Genomic DNA, 3,822 nt, shown 5'->3' with positions numbered 1-3,822 from the left:
AGCCTTTTAAAGCATTTGTATCAACGGCTAAACTTTTCCAATCGTTTGGGAAGAAAGTTCTTAGAAGATCCCAATCTTCTCTCATCATGGCTTTATCCTCCTATAGAGTGATTAGCGGGATAATTAACATAAAAATACCATGATGAATAAAATTTGTCAATAAAACAAGTTAGCGCTTATGGGGTGCAGCCCCTCAGGTGCTTTTTCCCTCAGAAGCTTTTTGTTTTCTATCACATTTTTCTTTTAGGATTTTTACCTTGGCCGAACCATGCCCAATATGTTTATTTAGCGGTTCCTCACAATGATGGATAATTTTTCCAGTCTCAGGGTCGCGTACAGTTTCTTTGTACCTATAATTTTTTTTATCAATAATTCGCTCTTTATTATACCACTTCCCAGACTTCTTATGAAGATCGTCGCCCTTTACAACTTCAAAAGCAAGCTTACTTCTATTTCCATCTTTTTCCATAGTTTTGACTTTGTGTTTCTCCCGGGGTTTAACTTTTTCTTGTATTTTTACGTGTACTACTATTTTCTTTGATCCACAGTTAGGACATGGAGAAACATTCAGAGAAATAATTGATTCTTCACGGGTCTCTTTACAATCCTCACAGATGACTCCAGGACTCATAATAAAATCTCCTCCTATGAATGAGAATGTCCAACGGACATAATTGAGCGGGGAAAATATAGAGACACTTCCCATATTTATCCACCAGATCAAACAAGAAATATGGGAAGTGTCCCCTAATTCCTTTCAAAGAATGTTGGGTTTCGTACATTATCCAACCTGACTTAATATTTAAGATGCGACCCCAAGTCCCCTGATTCTCCATAAAGATTTGACCCCTCAGGTAAGACCTTAAACTATCCAACTTTTACTTATGGAATACCTCATAATTATTTCTGTATTTATAAGTTTTTGAATATCCTTTTGGCTAACATCTTTATTATGAGCATGAAATGCTTTCACAACATATTGGCAGATATCATCTGGAACTTCTTTCCAGCTATCAAATGGGTTCAACCAATTTACTAATGATAATTTCATTTCTTCGTTGTTTTTAAGTGGTAACAGATAGGGAAAAAACAGACAGCGAATTGCATCTTGAGACCGGTTTAAATCATTTTTAAATTCCTTTTCTACTTTTGGTGTTAATGCACACCCCGAAAATTGAAGTTGATTGGCAAGCCTATATGCATTAACTATAGGTTTACCAGCAAAGCAGTTATCCAATATAAAGAAATTACCTGAATCTATTGACCCTCTTAATGGTAACCCTTTATCAAAAGCTAAACGTAGAAGCATTGCCGCATGAAGAAGGAAAATAGCCCAGTTCGACATCTTGTTTCCATGTAATGCTTTCGGGTCGACCGAAAGCGATAGAAGGATCGTATCGGAGATAATTAACGATTTGAGATTTTCCTTTTCTTTAATAAAGAAGTTGCGACTCTCTTCGTCTGAGATTAAACGAGTAAGAGTGTCTTTAGCGGCACTAGGTAGCTTTGTTAGTATTTCTAACACGATTTTTGAGACATCTTCAATCTCGTTGTTATCAATAATGTTCTGATAACCGAGAATATCAAAAACACCGACCAGCCCTTCTTGTATCATTGTCATATTTTTATATGATGTCCTATATAAAATTTGAATAATCGCTGTATAATACTTTCTCTAAAAACAAAACTATTCTACTAATTTTGAGCAAATATTCTTCATTTCATCATTACACGCTATGTTTGCATCTTCCAACTGTTTATATATTTTATGTGACTCACCCATTTCTCTTAACCAATCCATAAAATACCTTTGACACCCGTAACTATTTACGACAAATTTAACAAATGCATCTTGCACGTCGGTACATAACGAAATATCTTGTAATACCTCTTTATAAGCCCCTCTTCCAAATGCCGGAGCTATAAGTTTATCCAACCCATATCCTGCCAATATCAAAACGGGTAATGTTATCGGAGCGCCAATTCCGGCAGGTATCGCAATTGATTGTATAACAACATTTATTCCTGCAATAGCGCCCCCGGTCGTTGCTCCGTAAGCCGAATCTTTTAGAATTGCATTTCTGAATTCATCACGGGTAATTTCCCCATTTTTCCATTGCCTATAATTTGTAAACATACTTATAGAGGCTTGAATAACTGTACCGACAACTGCGCCATATCCAATTTCTTTTGCTACTCCAGCAATTGTATACCCTGCCGATACGGCTCCAGATTTTGCCATACCAACACGATCTTGGGTAGCTTTTGCAAGTTGCTTATCAGAAATATGAGCAATTGGATTAGCAACTCCAACCTTTCGCGCTTCCACGGCAAGTTTTTCATTGGCAACAATTTTATGACCTGGATATTTATCTTCTAATGTTCTTAAAACACTTTTGATAGAATTATCTGTCGTAGCGGTTTTTACCTGTACGGGCATCTCAGAGCCAGAGGCTAAATGGCGTATGTAGGCATCCGCTTTCCCTGTTACATCCTTTGATAATTTTGCTGTCTTCCATTTATCAAATGGTATATGAAAACTCTGGTTCTGAGGATTGTTATTAAACATTCGAATATAATCCCATTCAGCTCCTTTCCCCTGAATCAACTTTTCCCCATACATCGGGTGCCTGTTTAGCCAATTCGACAAACCTTCATTAAATACCTTTGGGTAAGAATTTTTCATCCATTTCCAGAATTCAACATTATCGACATATTTATAGCCTTGCTGGGAAATCAATTTTGAACCACCTACTCCGGCTATTTTTTCGATAAAATCTTTGAATTCTTCGGGTTTTATGTTGTCTATATTTATTGTTTTATCCATTAAATATCCACCTTTCTTAAAAAAACGTTTATTAAGGGTGTCTCTTATAACGTTGCAATCCTCAACGCACGCAATTCACCAGGTAAAGATAAATACACTTCGTTGTCGGATGCCTTCATGTCGTAAATATCTTTATCAACTTCATATACTCCAAGACATTCACCAGTTTCAGGACTGACACAATAAATCTTCCTATCCGATGAGGCAAAGAATATTTTATCTTTATACAAAAAACATTGTCCCCTTATTGGTCCGTCTGACTTATGCTTCCACTTCAATTCCCCATCCCCACTAACAGCATAAAAGAATGAATCTTCCGAACCAAAGAATACGGTTTCATGCCCTTTATCGTCTTTTTTAATAACAGGGCTGCTAATAAGAGGTCCATTTGTTTTAAAAGCCCACGACTGTTGCATGCTAAACGATGTGCATACTGCTTTATATAATTTACCATCAGCACATGTAAAATAATAAGATACTTTAAAAGGTGTACTATGCATAAATATTGCTGGTCGGTTAACAACAGAACCTTCCGTTAATACTTCTAATATGTTTTTTTTATTAAAAGGATGAGGTGAAAAAATAATCCTGTTTCCACAAGATAAGACATCGATTCCATTAGATTGTTCTAAAACACGCACAGTTCCTTTTTTACTGCTATTTATCGACCTATAATTTGTTTTTGGATACTCGTTTGGCAAATCTAAACTTGAAACATTAGGATAATAATAAAATGCTTTACTTGTACACCCAATGTAAAGATGACCAGAGTAAAAATTTGGTTCAGTAAAAGCATTGCTAACAAAGCTATCTTTCCATAAATATTTGTTTATGGTGAAACTATAACTGCATAGGTATTCATTATCCGTACTACTATCCATCAATTTCTTGTTTTTTATGCGTGTTTTTCATGCCGCCATTTCCGTAAGTGCTTTAATATCAAGGGCTGAAGCGGTCATCAGTGAACAAGAGAACTTCTGGCCTTTCTCCGTCAA

4 protein-coding genes are annotated in these 3,822 nt (G+C 36.0%); all 4 read right to left on the bottom strand.

Annotated features, from left to right (window positions below; genetic code table 11):
- Positions 1-193: 193 nt before the first annotated feature.
- The 4 genes from QZT26_RS16775 to QZT26_RS16760 all read right to left on the bottom strand — a co-directional run bounded on the left by QZT26_RS16775 (position 194) and on the right by QZT26_RS16760 (position 3,708).
- On the bottom strand, positions 194-631 hold the full coding sequence (locus tag QZT26_RS16775) for a hypothetical protein (protein WP_295103784.1): 438 nt from the start codon (positions 629-631) through the stop codon (positions 194-196).
- 231 nt (positions 632-862) lie between these two features.
- Complete coding sequence (locus QZT26_RS16770; RefSeq protein WP_295103780.1) at positions 863-1,621, bottom strand: hypothetical protein; 759 nt, start codon at positions 1,619-1,621, stop codon at positions 863-865.
- Between the two features lie 66 nt (positions 1,622-1,687).
- The gene (locus QZT26_RS16765) at positions 1,688-2,827 is read right to left on the bottom strand and encodes a hypothetical protein (protein ID WP_295103778.1); all 1,140 of its coding nucleotides are present in this window, start codon (positions 2,825-2,827) and stop codon (positions 1,688-1,690) included.
- Between the two features lie 44 nt (positions 2,828-2,871).
- The gene (locus QZT26_RS16760) at positions 2,872-3,708 is read right to left on the bottom strand and encodes a PQQ-binding-like beta-propeller repeat protein (RefSeq protein ID WP_295103776.1); all 837 of its coding nucleotides are present in this window, start codon (positions 3,706-3,708) and stop codon (positions 2,872-2,874) included.
- Positions 3,709-3,822 lie beyond the last annotated feature (114 nt).

The organism is uncultured Candidatus Kuenenia sp., from assembly GCF_900696675.1.
Lineage (GTDB): Bacteria > Planctomycetota > Brocadiia > Brocadiales > Brocadiaceae > Kuenenia > Kuenenia stuttgartiensis_A.
Note: the sequence above shows the minus strand (reverse complement) of the source record. Positions and strands in the feature narration are given on the sequence as shown.